Here is a 17,813-nt window from a genome sequence, read left to right on the forward strand (position 1 = left end):
CGGGGGTCTTTTTCTGTCTGACCGCGCCCGAAGCTGACCGGATGATCCCTGGTTCTGGAGCTTGTGCGCATGCCGATACGTTTGACGATCTTGTGGAGCTACTGTCTGGTCCTCCTGACCGGCGGCATGACTGCACCTGTGCGGGCGAAAGAGGTCATGCTCGAACCCGCATCGAAATGGGTGGTCAACTATGCGGACAAGGCCTGCATGCTCTTGCGCAAGTTCGGCACCGACGAGAGTCCCTTTCTCCTGCGCATGCACAGCTATGGTTCGCGCAACCACTTCGAGTTTTCGCTGGCGGGCAAGGACCTCAACGGCATCCGTTCGGGTGCCAATGCAGGCATTGCCTTCGGCCCCGGTGAAACGCTAGCGATCGACCGGCTTCAGGCGGGCAATCTGGAAGGATACGGTAAGTCATTCCTGTTTTCCGGAGCGTTCGAACGGAGGAAAACCGAGTTTGAGGAGGAAGGGCTCACAGTCAGCCCCGATCCGGACCCGGAATTCGAAAAGGCGGTCGATCGCATTGCGCTCATTTCCGGGCCGCGCCGCATCGTCCTGCATACAGGGAAAATGGATGCCCCGCTCAAGGCAATACGGCAATGCGTCGACGCGATGATGGAGAGCTGGGGGCTCGACCCGAAAGTGCAGGCAACCCTGTCACGTCCAACCAAGCCGGAAAGCGTCGAGAAAATGGTCAGGCGGATTAGCGCGCATTATCCGCTCGGGATGGCGATGACCGGTCGGCAGGGACGGGTGAACGTCCGCGCGATGATCGATGCCCATGGGATGCCTACCAAGTGCGAAGTGACCCAATCCTACAGTGAAAGGGCATTCGACGAACTTGCCTGCCAGATTATCCGGGAAACCGCCTTTGAGCCCGCGCTGAACGCAAAGGGTCAGCCGACGCCGTCGTTCTATCAGCAGACCATACTGTACCTGATGCACTAGTGCGGAGTACCGTTCCGACCGATCACTCCGGCAGGCGCTCGAAGAGGTTGAGGATCGTCTTGCCGTCTTCCGCTTCGTGCTGTCCGTAGTGCTTGAAGCCGAGGCGGGTGGCGAGGCGTTCGGAAGGGGTATTGCCTTCCTCGATCATGCAGGCGATCCGGCGCTTGCCATGGACCCTGTCGAACCAGGGCAGCACCGTGCCCATGACTTCGCCGGCGAGACCTTCCCCCCAGTGGTCCTGGCGCACGATCCAGCCCGCTTCGGGCACGTCGTCCATGCCCTTGCCGAAGCCGCGCCAGGAATGGAAGATGCCGCAATTGGCGATGAGTTCGGCCTCGCCGCGTTTGCGGACGTAGAAGGTGCCATAGCCGTAGAGCGCCCAGCTGCCGGTATTGCGGCTCAGTCGTTCGAATTGCGAGAAGTAGTCCGCGCGCGCAGGCCCCAGGAAACGGGTCATGTCCTTGCCCTCGAGCAGGCGCACCAGCCCCTCGAGATCGCCCGGTCCCGGTTGCCACAAGTCGTAGCGCCCGGTGGTCAGAAAAGGTTTCCCTGTGTTCACAGCCATCGTTCCACGGTGTGAATTGCCATGCCGACCAGCCCGCCGACAAGGGTGCCGTTGACGCGGATGAACTGCAGGTCCCGACCGACGGCGCCTTCGATCCGGTCCGAGACGGTCTTGGCATCCCAGCGTTTCACGGTTTCGGATACCAGCCGGACGATCTCCGAGCCGTAGCGCGAAGCCACGCCGACCAGGGTCCTGCGGGCGAAGCGATTGACGAGGGCCTGGAGGCGCTGGTCCTCACCGAGGGCAAGGCCCAACTGGGAAATCGAATCGCCCAGGCTGCCGGAGAGTGCCTTGTCCGGATTGCGCACCGCGCGAAGCAGCGCCTCGCGGGCGCGTTCCCACATGGCGTCAAGCCAGGCCGCCATGGCCGGGTTCTCGATCAACTCGTTCTTGATCCGCTCCACCTTGGCGCGCATCGCCGGATCGTGGCGCAGATCGTCGGCAAGGCGGCCGAGCGATTCGTCGATCTTGGCGCGCAAGGGGTGATCGGGCTGGACGATCACTTCGGCAAGCAGGCGATAGGCGCCGTCGAGCACGCCGTTGGCAAGGCGTTCGTCGAGCCCGGTCCAGCGCATGATCGCATTGGCGCGCTGATGGATCATCTCGCGGATCATCGGCTCGTTGGCCTCTATGGCCTCGCCGATCTTGCGCAGCACCGATTCCAGCACCGGCAGATGGCGCTTGTCGGCGATAGCGTTGGCAAGGATCTGGCCCAGCAGCGGCGCGAGATCGATTCTGGAGAGCTGTCTGCGCAGGCCCGCCTTGACCATGCCGCCCATCTGGTCGGGGTCGAGCGATTCCAGGATATCGGCGAATAGCCCCGCAGCCCCAGCCCGCAGGCGCGACTGCTCCTCGCGGCGCGGATCGGCGAGGAAGGCACCGGCGCTCGCGGCAAGGTTGTAGCCATGCAGGCGCCGGGCGACGACCTGCGGCGTCAGGAAATTGTCGCGCAGGAAGTTCGCCATGGAATCGGCAATGCGGTCCTTGTTGACCGGGATGATGGCGGTGTGGGGGATCGGCAGGCCCAGCGGGCGACGGAAAAGCGCGGTGACCGCGAACCAGTCGGCGAGGCCGCCGACCATTGCGGCCTCGGTGAACGCGATTGCATAGCCCAGCACCGGGTCCCAGTTGGGATAGAGGGCAGAAAGGCGCCGCAGGACCATGAAGGACACGGCCATCAACAGCAGCAACCCTGTCGCGAACAGGCGCATGCGCCTTGCGCGATCCTCCCTCGGTCTGTCTGGCGTCACCACTCCAGTCTTACGCGCCGTGCCCTGCAAGGTTCCCTGTTTCCTTGCCCTGGCCGACTATTCCGCAGGGACGGCCGTGCCGCCCTTGTCGTTGGCGTGACCGGTTTCGTGTGCGTGATGCGGCTCGAAAGTGAGCAGGGACTTGCGCAGGCGCGGGCCTATCCGCTTCTCGAAGCCGTCCGCAAGGCTGAACGCGGCCGGGACGATGATCAGCGTCAGGAAGGTCGAGAGCAGCAGGCCGCCGATCACGGTAATGCCCATGGGCGCGCGCCAGGCACCGTCACCCGAGAGCGAGGCGGCGGTCGGCACCATGCCCGCGGTCATCGCGACGGTGGTCATGATGATCGGCTGGGCACGCTTGTGGCCGGCGTCCATGATGGCGTGGAGCTTGTCGACGCCGCTCGCCATTTCCTCGATCGCGAAGTCGATCAGCAGGATCGAGTTCTTGGCGACGATGCCCAAAAGCATGAGAATGCCGATGTAGACCGGCATCGAGACCGGCTGGCCGACAATGGTGAGGGCGATCATGCCGCCCAGCGGTGCAAGCAGGAGCGAGGCCATGTTCACCAGCGGCGAGACGAAGCGCTTGTAGAGCAGCACCAGCACCGCGAAGACGAGGAAGATGCCGCTGATGACGGCGATGATAAAGTTGTTCACCATCTCCGCCTGCCACTTGTCCTCGCCCACCGGAGCGTTCGAGACGCCCGCTGGCAGATTTCGCATGATCGGGAGCTTCTGGATCTGCTCCAGGATCGGTCCCTTGACCTGGCCCTGTCCGAGGTCGGCCCCGACGAAGACGCGGCGGGACTGGTTGTAGCGCTGGATCTGGGTCGGGCCTGCGCCGAAGCGGATCTCTGCCACGCGCTTAAGGGGGACCGAGCCGCCGTTCGCCGTCGGCACCGGCATGTTCTCGATCGTCGAGAGATCGCGGCGCGAGGAGCGCGGCATGATGACCCTGATCGGGATCTGGCGGTCGCTCAACGAGAACTTGGCCGCGTTCTGGTCTATTTCACCCAGGGTGGCGATGCGGATCGTCTGGCTCAGCGCCGTCGTCGTCACGCCCAGTTGTGCGGCCAGGTCCAGCCGCGGCACGATGACCAGCTCCGGTCGCTTGAGGTCCGCGGCGATGCGCGGTGCGACGACGCCCTTGATGCCGCGCATTTCCTCGACGAGCTTCTGCGCCGTGGCATTGAGCAATTCGGAGTCGTTGCCCGAAAGCATGACCGAGATGTCACGCCCGGTACCGAAGCCGCCAGCCTGGCTGGCGAATGTCACGCGGGCATCGGCGATCTTCTGGAGCTGCGGGGCGAGGCGTTGCTCGAACTGCTTGCTGGTCGTTTCCCGTTCCTTGGCGGGCTTGAGCGAGACGTAGAGCGTGGCCGCTGCTTCGCGCGAGGCTTCGAGAACGCGTTCGACTTCGGGCTGCTTCTCGAGCAGGCGGGTGACTTCGTCGGACAGGGCGGCGGTCTGCTCGATGGTCGTGCCAGGGACCATCTCGATATTGACCTGGCTGGTGTCGTTGTTCTCGTTGGGCTGGAATTGCTGCTGTGAACCGACGAGCAGTGCAGCCGTAACCACGAGCGCGTAGACGCCGCCGCAGAAGGCATAGAAGCGGTGGTCGCGCGAGCGCGCGGTAACGCGCTCCGACAAGTATCGGTACCAGCGGCCGAAATGGCCGAAGCCCGCCGCTACGCCGTAGGCCATCCGGCCGATGAGGAAGGCGACGATCGGCACTGCAATCGGCGCGATGAGGGCGGCGAAGATCACCGCGCCATTCTTCAGCCCGGCTGAAGTCAGCACCATGTGAATCAGGTAGTAGACCGCCGCCGCGGCCCCCGCGCCCAGCGCGAGGATGATTACCATGGCGAGAGCACCCGCCGGATAGTACCACAAGTCCGCAGGGACCTCTTTGATCTGCGCGCGTCGGCGTTTGGCCTCGGTCGTATCGAGCGTCCAGGCGAGGACCTTCATGTAGAGGTCCATGGCGCGGCCTTCGCCATGCTCGGCATGGCCATGAGCCTTGAGGAAATAGGCCGCAACCATCGGCGTGATGAGACGCGCAACGGCAAGGCTCATCAGCACCGCGACGACGACGGTCAGGCCGAAAGCCTTGAAGAACTGGCCGGGAATGCCGGGCATGAGGCCGACGGGCAGGAACACCGCGACAATCGAGAATGTGGTGGCGACAACGGCGAGGCCGATCTCGTCGGCGGCGTCGATGGACGCCTGATAGGCCGTTTTGCCCATGCGCATGTGGCGCACGATGTTCTCGATCTCGACGATCGCGTCATCGACCAGCACGCCGGCGACGAGGCTGAGCGCCAACAGGGACAGGAAGTTGAGCGTGAAGCCCATCATGTCCATGAACCAGAAGGTCGGGATCGCAGAGAGCGGGATCGCAATGGCGGAAATGAAGGTTGCCCGCCAGTCGCGCAGGAACAGGTAGACGATCACGATGGCCAGCACCGCGCCTTCGACCAGTGCTTCCATCGAGCTGGTGTACTGGTCCTTGGTGTAGTCCACCTGCGAGAACAGCTGCGTGATATGGACGCGCGGATTGTCCTGCTTGATCTTTTCCAGTGCCTTGACCGCTTCGTCGTAGACGGTGACGTCCGAGGCCCCGAGCGCGCGTTCGAAGCCGAAGGTCACCACTTCGCGGCCGTGCAGCTTGGCGATGCGGGTCTGTTCCGAGTAGCCGTCATAGACCTTGGCGACATCGGACAGCTTGATCGAACGGCCACCGCCCAGGTTGATGCGCGTGTGCGAAAGGTCGAAGGCGGTGTCGGCATTGCCGAGGACGCGGACCGACTGGCGCGATCCGGCGATCTCGGCCTGGCCGCCGGCTGCGTCGGTGTTGACCGCACGCAGGGCGTTGTTGATGTCGCGGGCCGTCACACCGAGCGCGGCCATCTTGTCGGGATCGATCACCACGCGAATTTCGCGGTCGACGCCGCCCTGGCGCGAAACCGAGGCAAGGCCTTCGATCGACAGCAGTTTCTTGGAGATCGTATCGTCGATGAACCAGCTGAGCTGCTCCATCGTCATGTCATCGGCGCTGACCGCAAAGAGCGCAAGTTGGCCTCCGCCACCCGCCTCGACCTTGGTGACCTGCGGTTCAAGGATGCCGTCAGGCAGGTCGCTGCGGATCTGGTCTACCGCGTTCTTGACCTGGTTGGTGGCGACATCCGGATCGGTGCCGATCGAGAACATCACGAAAGTGGAGGAACTGCCCTCCGACGCCGTCGACTGGATTTCCTCAACGCCCGGGACCGAGCGGGTAGCCGCCTCGATCTTCTGGGTGATCTGCGTCTCGATCTCGCTCGGCGCGGCGCCGGGCTGCGAGACCATCACGTGAACGGCGGGAAATTCGACGTCCGGCATGTTGTTCACGTCCATGCGCGAAAACGAGACAATGCCGGCGATCATCACGCCGATGAAGAAGACGATGGGGACGATCGGATTGCGGATCGACCATGCCGAGATGTTGCGCAGGCTCATGCGTCCTGATCAGTTCTTCTCGGTGACAAGTTTGGTCTGGACCTTGTCACCGTTGTTGAGGAAGCCGCCGGCGCGCAGCACGACTTTCTCCGTGCCGCTGAGGCCGGATTTGATGGCGATGCCCTCGGCCGTGACGAGGCCGGTCTTCACGTCGCGGCGCTGGACCAGGCTGTCCTTGCCCACGACATAGACGAACGCGCCCTTGTCATCGTTCTGGATGGCCGATTCCGGCAGCATCGGGGCGACGACGGCGCCGGTCTCGATGGTGGCCGAGGCGAAGCCGCCGGGACGCAGTTCCTTGGCGTAGGAGAGGGCAATGCGCGCCTTGCCCTGGCGCTTTTCGGGATCGATGACGGGCGAGATCTGCCAGACCTGGCCGGTGAAGGTCTTGTCCGATCCTACCGGAGTCACTTCTGCGGTGACGCCCACGCTCAGCTTGGCGAGATCGTCTTCGCTCAGATCGGCGAGAAGTTCCATCTCGCCGCCCTTGGCCAGCCGGAACAGCACGCCGGTGCCGCCGCCGACGACCTGCCCGGGCTCGGCCTTGCGCTCGAGCACCAGGCCTGCCGCGGGGGCAACGATATTGAGACGCGCCGCCTGCGCCTTCAACTGGCCGAGGGTGGCTTGCGCCACGCGCACGCGGGCATTGGCGGAATTGCGCTCGGCGGTCAGACGATCGACATCTGCTTTCGAGATGAAGCCGCGATCGACGAGCTTGAGCGCGCGGTCGAGGTTGGATTGGGCCAGCTGGGCATCGGCGCGGGCGACATCGACCTGCGCGGCCTGACTGGCGATCTGCTGGCTTTGCACCGAACGGTCGACGATAGCGAGGACCTGGCCCTGCTCCACCCAGTCGCCCGGTTCGACGAGAACCTGGCGGATTTCGCCGCCTTCGCCAACCGATCCGACCGGCATTTCGCGGCGCGCGGCAAGGGTGCCGGTGGCGCTGATTTCACCCTGCACGGTGGTCTTGCCGGGGATGACGACGGTGACGACGGGCGTTTGGATGTCGGCTTCGTCGGTCAGGTCGCTGCCGCCGCGCAAGTGGGCGAGGGCCCAGATGCCGATCATCAGGACGAGCGCGATGGCGGCTGCCACCCAGATGCGGCGGCGCAGGACGCGGTCCTGATCGTCGGCACCAGACAGCAATTCGCCTGCAGCGCGCGCGTCTTCTTCCTGCACGGTTTCAATCTTGGTGTCGTAATTCATCGGCTCACCGCAATAACCCCTCTCCGAACACTCCTGTCCGGTGCGGAGCGATTTGCCGCTATTGGTCCCGGATACGGTGATCCGGGCCGCACTTGCGGCAGAATTTCATGCGTGCCGACATATACGTGCGTTGACCGACTGGCAACTTTCAGTCGGTTCACGACATATACCGTCCGACCAGCGTCGAGCGCTTAATGCGTTGCTATGGAAGCGGAAATTGGCGGCGCCAGAATCAGAAACGACGGCAAACCGACCGTTTACCGTCGTTTCAGGCGATTTCAGTCGGGCTGAAAGCCGTGCCTCAATACTTCTGCTGACGCTCGTAGAGGTCGCGGTAGTGTTGAATTCTGGTCACACGAAGGCCCTGCATGCCGGAGCGATCGACCGCCCTTTGCCACGATGCGAACTCCTCCAGCGTAAGCTGGTACCGTTCGCAAACCTCGTCGATCGTCAGCAGGCCGCCATTGACGGCAGCAACGACCTCGGCCTTGCGGCGCACGACCCAGCGGGTCGTGTTTGGGGGCGGCAGCGACTCAATCGTCAGCGGCTCACCAAGCGGCCCGATCACCTGGGCTGGGCGAATCTTCTGGTTCTCGATCATCGTTACCCTCGTCCGCCGGCATTGTTGTCGCCGGCAACTGGTGCGACCTTGGCCCCTTCAGGCTTGCCATTGGCTGAAACTTCAAGGTTAACAGCCCTTGAGTGCAGCCCGTAAGTATTTAGCAATGATGCCGCCTCACCTGCAAAGCTGCCGCGAGTCCGCAAGCGGACCGGCGCGCCTTCACCGCCCAAAATCGTCCGCACCTCATGGGCCGCGAACAGGCGCGTTCGCAGGTCGTTCCAGTCGGGGGCCGATGGGAACCCCGTGAACTCCTCGCTCGTGCGACCCAGCGCATGCCCTGCTTTGCAGGTTTCATGATCAAAGGCGATGTTCATGGAACTGCCATACGCTAGACATGGTGAAGGGAGGGTAAAGACACCGATGCGCAGTTACCTTCCGTTTCCGGGCCAGAGGTTTCGAAATCGCGCTGAAAGGTAGGAAAACGGGGCGTAGCCCTGTATGGAGCCGCGCATGACCGCGACTCCCGATATTGCCGGACTGCTCGACAGGCTCGATCCGTCCGCCCTGTTCCAGCTGCCCGAACCGTTTTCCGCGCGCCGCATCGTCGTGGCCATGTCGGGCGGCGTCGACAGCTCGGTCGTAGCCGCGCTTGCAGCGGCGACAGGCGCGGAGACCATCGGCGTTACCCTCCAGCTTTACGATTACGGCGCGGCGACCGGGCGCAAGGGTGCCTGCTGCGCGGGCGACGATATCCGCGATGCGCGTGCCGTGGCGGACCGGCTGGGCATCGCCCACTATGTCTTCGACCATGAGAGCAGCTTTCGCGAGGAAGTGGTCGAGCGCTTTGCCGACGACTATCTCGCAGGCCGGACCCCGATCCCCTGCATCCGCTGTAACATGGGTCCCAAGTTCACCGACCTCTTGACGATGGCGCGCGAACTGGGTGCCGATTGCCTGGCGACCGGGCATTACGTCCAGCGCATCCTCGGCCCGGCCGGGTCCGAATTGCACCGCGCGGTCGATCCCGCTCGCGACCAGAGCTATTTTCTCTATGGCACGACCGAGGCCCAGCTCGACTTCCTGCGCTTTCCTCTGGGCGGTCTGCCGAAGACCGAGACGCGCCGGCTGGCCGAAGCGGCGGGCCTGCGCGTGGCGGCCAAGCCGGACAGCCAGGACATCTGTTTCGTTCCCGACGGCGACTACGCCAAGATCGTGCGTCAGGTGCGCCCCGAGGGCGAGGCACCGGGCGAGATCGTCCATGCGACCAGCGGCGAAGTGCTCGGCGAGCATCGCGGGATCATCCACTACACCGTCGGCCAGCGTCGGGGGCTGGAGATCGGCGGCCAGCCCGAGCCACTGTATGTCGTGCGGCTCGATGCCGAGACGCGCCGGGTTCTCGTCGGTCCGCGCCGGCTGCTCGGCGTAGCCGCCGCGCGCCTGTCGGAGACGAACCGGATCGGGCCTCTGCCCGACGCGCCGCTGACCGCGAAAGTGCGTTCGCTGGCCAAGCCGGTTCCGGTCACGCTGGAAGGGCCGCTGGGCGATGGGGCAGGAACCGCGATTCGGTTCGCTCATCCTGAATACGGCGTCGCCCCGGGACAGGCTGCCGTGATCTATTGCGGTGAGCGCGTCGTGGGCGGCGGCTGGATCGAGGAAACCGAGGCAGCCGAAGTCATTGCGGTCTGAACCTCAGGCGACCTAGTCCTCCCAGGGCTCCAGCTGGCAGCCGCGTTCCTTCGTGTAGGTTGCCCTGGCGCTGGCAAGCAGCGGAACGCTGGCGGTCAGCGACTTGCTCTCGGCATCGTCGGAGAGGAACATCAGGCTGGCGGTACGGCCCAGACCGGCGACGGCGATATCGCCCTTGCAGCTGTTCAGGTCGCGATTCGAGACGAAGCGGCATACGCAGCCGACCCGCGCGCCATAGGCTGTGCTGACTCGCGCCTGCGCACCCAGGCTGTTCCATGAAAAGGCGAGGGCGGTGCCCGCCACGGCCAGCACCAGCAGCACGAGATTGCGCTTCCAGCGCGAGGGCTGCCTGTCACCAGTCGTATTTACCTTGGCTGTTGCCATCCGCTCGCGCCTCGCACACTACACCGCGCATCATGACGGTGCGCCGCCTCCCCCATATCCTCGCCTTCCTCGCCCTGCCAACCCTGTGGGGCTGCAGTAACAGTGGAGCAGATGCGCCGCCGCCGCCCAGCGCGCAGGCGCAGGCCGCAATCAAGGACGAAGGCGGAGCGCACCGCGATGCTCTTGGCCGCGCGATCGACCGGTTGTTCGATAACGATGCGGTCGGGCGGACCGATGCGCTGGTGGTGATGAAGCGCGGCTCGGTGATCGCCGAGCGCTATGGCGAGGGCGTTTCGGCCAGGACGCCGCTACAGGGTTGGGCCATGGGTCAATGCGTTACGGCGCTGATGATCGGCCAGCTGGTCAGCGACGGACGCTTGCGGCTGAACGAATCGGCGCCGGTCCCCGCGTGGCAGCGACCCGGCGATCCGCGCGGCGAAATCACGCTCAAGCAGCTTCTGCAGATGCGTTCGGGCTTGCGCCACAGCGAGACCGGCGATGCCACGAGCGGCGAAATCGCCCGCCAGTCCGACCGTATCCGCATGTTGTTCCTCGACGGCCGCGACGACATGGCCGCCTATGCCGAAGCGCAGCCGCTTGAAGCGCCGGCCGGGCAGGTCTTCGAGAATTCCTCCGCCAGCGCAGTGATTCTTTCCGACCTCGCGGCGCGGGTGCTGTCGCCGGACAGCGATCCGGGCCGCCGCCGCCGTGCGGTTGAGGACTATCTCGACAACCGCGTGCTCGATCCGCTCGGGCTCAAGACCATGCGCGTGGAATATGACCGGTCGGGCACGATGATCGGGGCGGCCATGGTCGACGCCTCGGCGCGCGACTGGGCGAACCTGGGCGAATTCCTGCGTCACAACGGTTCGGTAAAGGGCGCGCAGATCCTGCCGCGTCGCTGGGTCCAGTTCATGCTGGCGCCCAGCCCGCGCAATCCGGGTTATGGCGCCGGGGTCTGGCTCAACCGGGCCGAACCGGGGGAGAACGCAAGGCTCTATCCCGGCACCGCCAAGTCCGACGTCTTTGCCTGCCTTGGCGAACATGGCCAGTACGTCATCGGTTCGCCAAGCCAGCTGCTGACGGTGGTGCGGCTGGGAGCCAGCGAAGCGCGGCAGGAACAGGCGTTGCACTACGAGCTGGGCGCCTTGCTGGCGCTGTTTCCCTCGAACTGAGGACTGAGGCGGGCCGCCGCTATTTGGTGGCTTCGACCCGGATCGGGGGCAGGATGTCCTTGCCGGCATCGCCCACTTCGTCGACGAGGCCGTCGGGATCGGTGTGGATCAGGATTTCCACTTCGGGGAATTCGGCGTGAATGGTCGCCTCGATGTCGTCCATTACCCGGTGGGCCTGACGCACGGTCATGTTGGCGTCGACCCAGACGTGAAACTGCACGAAGTGCTTGTTGCCCGAAACGCGGGTGCGCAGGTCATGGACTCCGCTGATGTCGGGATTGTGGGCGATCAGCTCCAGTACGTGCTGCTTCTTTTCCTCGGGCCATTCATGGTCCATCAACTGGTTAAGCACGGCCTTCGAGGCATTCCACGCGCCCCAACCCAGCCACAGGGCGATGCCAAGGCCGAACAGCGGGTCCGCGCCGCGCAGCCCCGCATACTGGTCTAGCACGAGCGCTGCGATCACCGCGACGTTGAGCAGCAGGTCCGACTGGTAGTGGACGCTGTCGGTATGGATCGCGAGGCTCCGGGTCCTGCGGATCACATAGCGTTGCCACGAAAGCAGCGCGAAAGTGACGACGATCGCCACTGCCGAGACGCCGATCCCCATGTCTGCCGCCTCGACCCGCCCGCCGGAGAGGAATTCCTCGATGGCGCGGGTGGCGATGCCCAGCGCCGAGATCGAGATCAGCACGATCTGGAACAGGGCGGCGATGGCTTCGGCCTTGCCGTGGCCGAAGCGGTGCTTGTCGTCCGCCGGCTGCGAGGCGATCCACACGCCCAGCAGCGTGGCCATGCTGGCCACGAGGTCGAGCGTCGTGTCGGCAAGGCTGCCGAGCATGGCGATGGAGCCGGTCGACCACGCGGCCCAGGCCTTGATGGCCAGCAGGAACAGGGCCGCGCTAATGCTGGCAAGAGCGGCGCTGCGGTTCAGTCCGGCCGATTCGTGATCATGATTCTGGCTCAAGTGCTGGACCTCACGGGTAGAGCAGGGTGCTGGACCATGCGCCGGCATGACCGTCCGCCGTTACGTCACGCACGAAGCGGCGGCGCTCGTGCAGCCGATAGGGCCGATCGTGCCAGAATTCGATGGCGCTGGGCACTACCCGGAAACCGCCCCAGTGCGGCGGCCGGTCGACCTCGCCGTCGGCGAACCTGTCGCGCGCGGCTTCGTAGCGGGCCAGGAAGGTCGCGCGGCTGTCGAGCGGGGCCGACTGGTCGGATGCAACCGCGCCCAGTTGGGAATCTCGGGCGCGGGAATGGAAATAGGCGTCGGCCTCGGCGTCGCTGACCGGCTGGAGCTGGCCTTCGATGCGGATCTGGCGTCGCAGGCTCTTCCAGTGGAACAGCAGCGCGACATTGGGGTTGGCGGCGATCTCGCGGCCCTTGCGGCTGTGGCCGTTCGTGTAGAACACGAAGCCGTCCGGGCCGTAGCCCTTGAGCAGGACCATGCGCACCGACGGCAGGCCGTCGGGCGTCGCGGTGGCCAGTGCCATGGCGTTGGAATCGTTGGGCTCGGTTTCGCGGGCCTCGTCGTACCACGCCGTGAACAGCGCAAGGGGATCGCCGTGGGGGATGACCTCGCGGGCCTGTTCAGCTTCCATGGGAATATCCTGTCGGGTTGAATTCATCGAATGCCGCGGTGCCGATTGCGCGCGGGCTTGTCACTGCGCCGCCTCTTGTCGTGCAAGCGCGGGGTTCCTGCCTTGATCGGGGACAATTCGGGTGCGCAATACAGGGCATGGGAACGCCAATAGCGGCCTGCTTCCCCTCGGGAAAGCCGCCAGAAGCACATCCGTACACACAGTGCTTGCCGTAAGCCAATTGGACACCTAGCTAAATGTCACCATGGCAGCAGATCCTTATACCATTCTGGGCGTCTCGCGCGGGGCGAGCGAGAAGGACATCAAGTCCGCTTATCGCAAGCTTGCGAAGGAGCTTCATCCCGACGCCAACAAGGACAATCCGAAGGCCGCAGACCGCTTCAGTCAGGTCACCGCAGCTTACGACCTGCTTTCCGACAAGGCCAAGCGCGCGCAGTTCGACCGTGGCGAGATCGATGCCGACGGTAACCCGACGATGGGCGGCTTCGGCGGTCACGGCGGCGGCTACGGCGGCGGGCCGGGCGGCCAGCGCGGTTTTGGCGGCGGCTTCGGCAGCAACGACGGCATCGACCTCGAAGACCTGTTCGGCGGGATCTTCGGCGGTGGCGGCCCACGCGGTGGAATGGGCGGCACGGGAGGAATGGGCGGCGGTCGCGGCCGCGCGCCGCGCGGCGCCAACGTGTCTTACCGACTTTCCGTTTCGCTTACCGATGCAGCCGAACGCAAGGACCAGCGCATTACCCTTGCCGATGGCAAGACCATCGACCTCAAGCTGCCCGCCGGGGTTGAGGAAGGCACGCAGATGCGCCTTGCCGGCAAAGGTGAGCCAGGGCCGGGCGGCCCCGGCGATGCAACGGTGACGGTGCATATCCAGCATCACCCGTTCTTTCACCGGGACGGCGACGACTTGCGTATCGACCTGCCCATCACGCTCGACGAGGCACTGGCCGGAGCGAAGGTCAAGGCACCGACGGCGTCCGGCGCGGTCATGCTCTCGATTCCGCCGGGGGTCAGCTCGGGCAAGGTCCTGCGCCTCAAGGGCAAGGGTTTCAGCCGCAAGGACGGTTCGCGCGGGGATCAGCTCATCACCCTCGAAATCGTGCTGCCGGAACATGACAGCGACCTAGCCAAGCGGCTGGAAGGCTGGCGCGATACCCGCGACGTGCGCGGCAAGCTCGGCGTGTGACGGCCAGGGACCTATGACCGCCCGGTGCAGGCCGAACCGCCGATAGAACAGGACGGCCCGCTGGACCGGGTCATGGAGGACCTCTCTCCCGAGGCCCGGCGACGCGAGGCGCTCCGGCGGCGTGACCGGATCAAGGACGAGCTGCGGCGCCGGGCGGGGCCCGGATCGCGTTTCTTTGCAGTGCTGCGCCGGGTCTTCTCAGGGGCTTGGCACGACGGGTTCATCCACGCCGGCAATCTTGCCTACATGACCCTGCTGGCACTGTTTCCCTTCTTCATCGCCCTGGCCGCGATCTTCTCGGCGCTTGGCGAGCAGGCCCGGCTCGACGCCTCGATCGATGCCCTGTTGATCGCGATGCCGCCACGCGTGGCGGAAGTGATCGACCCGGTCGCCCGTGATGTCGTGGCGGCGCGGCATGGCTGGCTGCTCTGGGTTGGCGGACTGTTCGGCCTGTGGACCGCGACGAGCCTGATCGAGACGATCCGCGATATCCTTCACCGCGCCTACGGCATGCCCAAGGACCGGGCCTTCTGGCGCTATCGCCTGTTTTCCACCGGTCTGATTTTCGGTTCGGTGATCCTCTTGCTGGTTTCGCTGTCCTCGCAGGTCCTGATCGGGGCGATCGAGGAAGTCCTGCTGGTGCTGTTCCCGCGCCTCGATTCGGTGATCGACCAGATCATAGTGTCGCGCACGATCTCGACCGCTACGCTATTCGGTTCAATCTACGCGCTTTTTTACCTGCTGACCCCGCGGGCCTACCAGCGCAGGATCTACCCCAAGTGGCCCGGAGCCGCACTCGTCACCGGCTGGTGGCTGCTGGTCGTGTGGCTGCTCCCGCAGGTGTTGCGCAATTTCTTCGTTTACGATCTGACTTACGGAAGTCTCGCCGGAGTGATGATCGCGCTTTTCTTTTTCTGGCTTGTCGGACTAGGGATGGTCGTGGGCGCCGAACTCAATGCGGCGCTCGCGGAATCGCCGGAAGAGCGCGAATTGCTCAGGCGGGCGCGGGCGTCCTCGGCCCAGGACGATAACGAAGTACAGGATGAACACGAATGACCGGTCTGATGCAGGGGAAACGCGGCCTGATCATGGGCCTAGCCAATGATAAGTCGCTGGCCTGGGGCATTGCCAGGAAGCTGCATGAACACGGCGCCGAGCTGGCCTTCTCCTATCAGGGGGAAGCACTCGCCAAGCGCGTCAAGCCGCTGGCCGAAAGCCTTGGCAGCGATTTTCTCGTCGAATGCGACGTGGCGAACATGGAAGCGGTCGATGCGTGCTTCGACCAGATCCGTGAACGTTGGGACACGATCGATTTCATCGTCCATGCCATCGGCTTCTCGGACAAGAACGAGCTGCGCGGCAAGTACGTCGACACCAGCCTCGAAAACTTCCTGATGACGATGAACATTTCCGCCTACAGCCTCGTCGCGGTGACGAAGCGGGCGATGGAAATGATGCCCAACGGCGGCTCGATCCTGACGCTGACCTATTATGGCGCGGAAAAGGTCGTGCCGCATTACAACGTCATGGGCGTGGCCAAGGCCGCGCTCGAGACTTCGGTGCAATACCTTGCCAACGATCTCGGCCCGCAGAACATTCGCGTCAATGCGATCTCGGCCGGCCCGATCAAGACGCTGGCCGCCAGCGGTATCGGCGATTTCCGCTACATCCTGAAGTGGAACGAGCTGAACTCGCCGCTGCGCCGCAACGTCACGATCGAGGACGTCGGCGGTTCGGGCCTCTATTTCCTCTCGGACCTGTCCTCCGGCGTGACCGGCGAGACGCACCATGTCGATGCGGGCTACCACGTTGTCGGCATGAAGCAGGAAGATGCCCCCGACATCGCTCTCACCTGAGTTTCGGGCGAGCAGGAAACGCCAATGGAAAAGGCCGGGATCGCTCCCGGCCTTTTTCGTGTTCGGTGCTGCTGCTCGGGCCGGAGGGCTCAGGCGGTAGCGCTTACTTGTCTGCGGGCTCTTCGACCGGAGTGGCGATGGTCGCGGTGCCGCTCTTGTCCTCGGCAGCGTCGGTTTCGGCCTGCTGGCGCTCCTTTTGTTCGAGATATGCCTTTTCAGCCGCTTCGACGCGCTTTTGCTGCGCGGCCGCATCGGCATCGATGGTCGAGAGGCGCTTGGCGCGCTCGGCGGCGATCAGTTCGCTGAACTTCACGTCCGAGGCGTTGGCCTTCTCGGCATAGGCCTGGTCGATCAGCTTCTGGGTACAGCCGAGCGAACCGCCGCCGCCGACCGGTGAGCAGCTCATCGTGCCGAAAGCGCCGACGGTCTCATAGGCTTCGACCCGGTTGGTCCAGGCATCGGCCTTGGGGGCATCGACGCCGCGTAGCGGCTCGGGGATGCGATAGCGTTCCGCTTCGGCCTTGCGCGCGCAGACGGTGATCTCGTTGCCCGACGATTCGGGGCAGGGATCGTCGCCGAAGACGATGACCTGATTGACCTTCTCGCCGTCATCTTCCTGCGCGGTGGCGGGAGCGGCTGCGAAAGTCAGGCCCGCGGACAGGGCGGCGAGGGCTGCGGCGGCAGTCAGGAGGCGGGCCATCGGTTATGCTCCATGCTTCGAAATTGGTCGTTATCGGACAGGATATAGACCTGACCGGCCTTGAACGGTAGGTGAAGCCAGGAAGAAAGCCCTGATGCGGATCAATTTCTCCGGCGAACCTCAGATTCGTTCGGACAGCTTGATGGCCGCGCGGCATCCCAGCCGGATGGCGTTGAACAGCAGCGGATAGGCGGGTGCCTGTTCGGCCCCGGCGGCCAGCGCGGCATCGCGGTGCTCGCGCTCGTCGTCGCGGAATTCACGGATCGTCTCGCGCAATTCGGTGTCGTCGTCGCCTTCCAGCTCCTCGAGCTGTTGGGTGTAGTGACGGTCGATCTCGGTCTCGATCGCGGCTGTGCAGGCCATCGCGGCCTTGGGACCCATGAGCGCGGTGGCCGCACCCAGCGCATAACCGGCGACGGACCACAGCGGCTGGAGAAGAGTGGGGCGCACGCCGCGTTCGGCGATCATCGCGTCGAATCGGGCGCGGTGATCGGCTTCCTGCTCGGCCATGCCGGCGATCTCGCTCGAATGTTCGGCGCGGGTACCCATCACCGCCAACTGGCCGGCGTAGATCCGCGTGGCGCCGAATTCACCAGCCTGATCGACCCTGAGGATCCGGGCGTTGCGTTCCGATTTCGCGTCCATGCTTGCGTCCAAACCTTGTGTCTTACGCCTTTTCCGGCGCCTTGAGCTGCACCTTGCCGTTCATCGCGACCAGCATGAACACGAGCAGGGCGCCGGCGGTGGAAATGAGGAAGTTCCAGCCCGCCAGCGAGATCCCCCACAGATCCCACGGCGCAACGTCGCAGCGGATCACCGGGGCCTTCATGATCGCGGCAAGGGGATCGCCGCCGCCGTCGAACACGCTGGCGGTGCAGGCCGTCACGCCCGTCCACCAGCCATATTCGACACCGGCATGAAAGCCGCCGATCAGGCCAGAGACCAGCACCGCAAGGGCGGCGACGGCCACCAGCGGTGCGACGGGCCGCCAGAAGAAGGCGAGGAGGGCGAAAGGTATCGCGATCATGTGCGGATAGCGTTGCCACCAGCACATCTCGCATGGGTAGAGGCCGAAGCCGTACTGGCTGAGGTAGGCGCCGCCCAGCAGCGCCACCGGAATGGCGAGCGCAAGCAGGCGGGCGGCGCGCAAGGGCTTGGCGACGGCGACGGTCATATGATCAGCTTCCCCG

18 protein-coding genes are annotated in these 17,813 nt (G+C 64.8%); 6 read left to right on the plus strand and 12 right to left on the minus strand.

Features of this window, described 5'->3' with window-relative positions; genetic code table 11:
• Positions 1 to 69 precede the first annotated feature (69 nt).
• A complete protein-coding gene (locus tag B5483_RS07380; RefSeq protein ID WP_079729963.1) occupies positions 70 to 948 on the plus strand; it encodes a TonB family protein in 879 nt (292 codons plus the stop codon).
• 22 nt (positions 949 to 970) lie between these two features.
• On the opposite strand, the gene B5483_RS07385 is transcribed toward B5483_RS07380, so the two are convergent.
• The 6 genes from B5483_RS07385 to B5483_RS07410 all read right to left on the minus strand — a co-directional run bounded on the left by B5483_RS07385 (position 971) and on the right by B5483_RS07410 (position 8,406).
• Entirely contained in the window at positions 971 to 1,513 is a 543-nt protein-coding gene (locus B5483_RS07385) for a GNAT family N-acetyltransferase (protein WP_079729964.1), read from the minus strand.
• Entirely contained in the window at positions 1,504 to 2,724 is a 1,221-nt protein-coding gene (locus B5483_RS07390; protein WP_079729965.1) for a DUF445 domain-containing protein, read from the minus strand. The genes B5483_RS07385 and B5483_RS07390 overlap by 10 nt, the downstream gene beginning before the upstream one ends.
• A 96-nt stretch (positions 2,725 to 2,820) precedes the next feature.
• Positions 2,821 to 6,261, minus strand: coding sequence for an efflux RND transporter permease subunit (locus B5483_RS07395; protein ID WP_079729966.1), 3,441 nt, complete (start codon positions 6,259 to 6,261; stop codon positions 2,821 to 2,823).
• Between the two features lie 9 nt (positions 6,262 to 6,270).
• Positions 6,271 to 7,470 carry an efflux RND transporter periplasmic adaptor subunit gene (locus B5483_RS07400; RefSeq protein ID WP_079729967.1) on the minus strand — a complete coding sequence of 400 codons (1,200 nt, stop codon included), beginning with the start codon at positions 7,468 to 7,470 and terminating at the stop codon, positions 6,271 to 6,273.
• 301 nt (positions 7,471 to 7,771) lie between these two features.
• Positions 7,772 to 8,071 (minus strand): CtrA inhibitor SciP, encoded by a 300-nt coding sequence (gene sciP, locus B5483_RS07405; protein ID WP_007012660.1) that lies wholly within the window; start codon positions 8,069 to 8,071, stop codon positions 7,772 to 7,774.
• Between the two features lie 2 nt (positions 8,072 to 8,073).
• The gene (locus B5483_RS07410) at positions 8,074 to 8,406 is read right to left on the minus strand and encodes a hypothetical protein (protein WP_054945060.1); all 333 of its coding nucleotides are present in this window, start codon (positions 8,404 to 8,406) and stop codon (positions 8,074 to 8,076) included.
• A gap of 136 nt (positions 8,407 to 8,542) precedes the next feature.
• Between B5483_RS07410 and mnmA the strand changes: the two genes are divergently transcribed.
• Positions 8,543 to 9,718, plus strand: coding sequence for a tRNA 2-thiouridine(34) synthase MnmA (gene mnmA, locus B5483_RS07415; RefSeq protein WP_079730326.1), 1,176 nt, complete (start codon positions 8,543 to 8,545; stop codon positions 9,716 to 9,718).
• A gap of 12 nt (positions 9,719 to 9,730) precedes the next feature.
• On the opposite strand, the gene B5483_RS07420 is transcribed toward mnmA, so the two are convergent.
• Positions 9,731 to 10,102: a hypothetical protein gene (locus tag B5483_RS07420; protein WP_054945059.1), complete on the minus strand. Its 372-nt coding sequence runs from the start codon at positions 10,100 to 10,102 to the stop codon at positions 9,731 to 9,733.
• 32 nt (positions 10,103 to 10,134) lie between these two features.
• Here B5483_RS07420 and B5483_RS07425 point away from each other — a divergent pair, with 32 nt between their 5' ends.
• Positions 10,135 to 11,277 (plus strand): serine hydrolase domain-containing protein, encoded by a 1,143-nt coding sequence (locus B5483_RS07425; RefSeq protein ID WP_079729968.1) that lies wholly within the window; start codon positions 10,135 to 10,137, stop codon positions 11,275 to 11,277.
• 19 nt (positions 11,278 to 11,296) lie between these two features.
• Here the strand turns inward: B5483_RS07425 and B5483_RS07430 are convergent, their stop codons facing one another.
• Positions 11,297 to 12,244, minus strand: a complete 948-nt coding sequence (locus B5483_RS07430) for a cation diffusion facilitator family transporter (protein WP_483869921.1) — start codon at positions 12,242 to 12,244, stop codon at positions 11,297 to 11,299.
• A 10-nt stretch (positions 12,245 to 12,254) separates the two neighbouring features.
• Positions 12,255 to 12,881 carry a pyridoxamine 5'-phosphate oxidase gene (gene pdxH / locus B5483_RS07435; protein WP_054945056.1) on the minus strand — a complete coding sequence of 209 codons (627 nt, stop codon included), beginning with the start codon at positions 12,879 to 12,881 and terminating at the stop codon, positions 12,255 to 12,257.
• Between the two features lie 244 nt (positions 12,882 to 13,125).
• On the opposite strand from pdxH, the gene B5483_RS07440 reads away from it, so the two are divergent.
• The 3 genes from B5483_RS07440 (at position 13,126) to fabI (ending at position 15,923) form a co-directional block, all read left to right on the plus strand.
• Complete coding sequence (locus B5483_RS07440; RefSeq protein WP_054945055.1) at positions 13,126 to 14,067, plus strand: DnaJ C-terminal domain-containing protein; 942 nt, start codon at positions 13,126 to 13,128, stop codon at positions 14,065 to 14,067.
• Between the two features lie 72 nt (positions 14,068 to 14,139).
• A complete protein-coding gene (locus tag B5483_RS07445; protein WP_054945069.1) occupies positions 14,140 to 15,123 on the plus strand; it encodes a YihY/virulence factor BrkB family protein in 984 nt (327 codons plus the stop codon).
• Positions 15,120 to 15,923, plus strand: a complete 804-nt coding sequence (gene fabI, locus B5483_RS07450; protein WP_079729970.1) for an enoyl-ACP reductase FabI — start codon at positions 15,120 to 15,122, stop codon at positions 15,921 to 15,923. The genes B5483_RS07445 and fabI overlap by 4 nt, the downstream gene beginning before the upstream one ends.
• 103 nt (positions 15,924 to 16,026) lie before the next feature.
• Here the strand turns inward: fabI and B5483_RS07455 are convergent, their stop codons facing one another.
• The 3 genes from B5483_RS07455 to B5483_RS07465 form a co-directional block, all read right to left on the minus strand.
• Positions 16,027 to 16,623 (minus strand): hypothetical protein, encoded by a 597-nt coding sequence (locus tag B5483_RS07455; protein ID WP_054945053.1) that lies wholly within the window; start codon positions 16,621 to 16,623, stop codon positions 16,027 to 16,029.
• Between the two features lie 120 nt (positions 16,624 to 16,743).
• A complete protein-coding gene (locus B5483_RS07460) occupies positions 16,744 to 17,268 on the minus strand; it encodes a demethoxyubiquinone hydroxylase family protein (RefSeq protein ID WP_054945052.1) in 525 nt (174 codons plus the stop codon).
• A 22-nt stretch (positions 17,269 to 17,290) separates the two neighbouring features.
• The gene (locus tag B5483_RS07465; protein ID WP_079729971.1) at positions 17,291 to 17,797 is read right to left on the minus strand and encodes a disulfide bond formation protein B; all 507 of its coding nucleotides are present in this window, start codon (positions 17,795 to 17,797) and stop codon (positions 17,291 to 17,293) included.
• Positions 17,798 to 17,813: the final 16 nt, after the last annotated feature.

Origin of the sequence: Novosphingobium mathurense (assembly GCF_900168325.1) — a bacterium.
In the GTDB taxonomy this organism is placed as follows: domain Bacteria; phylum Pseudomonadota; class Alphaproteobacteria; order Sphingomonadales; family Sphingomonadaceae; genus Novosphingobium; species Novosphingobium mathurense.